We start from the raw sequence: 210 nt of genomic DNA, 5'->3' as shown, positions 1-210 counted from the left end.
ATGGAACAGCCTTTACTGGAACGAATACCTTGACAGCCCAAGATGCGTATGGCAATACGGTCACGACTTTTGCTGCCAATACGAATAATGTAACAGTAACGAGCACGTTAACCGGAGCAATCACAGGTTTAGGCTCAGGAGTGAACAACGTGTTGAATCAAGCGGGCGACTTTACGAGTGGAGTAGCGAACTTGACAAGCTTAGGCTTGA

The 210-nt window shown here is 47.1% G+C and carries 1 protein-coding gene; it reads left to right on the top strand.

Going from position 1 to position 210, the window contains the following annotated elements; translation table 11 throughout:
• On the top strand, positions 1-210 hold a 210-nt coding region (locus tag EWU23_RS14495), incomplete at both ends, for a hypothetical protein (RefSeq protein WP_166233218.1).

Origin of the sequence: Aquirufa beregesia, assembly GCF_011090385.1 — a bacterium.
GTDB lineage: Bacteria > Bacteroidota > Bacteroidia > Cytophagales > Spirosomataceae > Aquirufa > Aquirufa beregesia.
The sequence above is the reverse complement of the archived record's forward strand: the minus strand, read 5'-3'. Positions and strand labels throughout refer to the sequence as shown.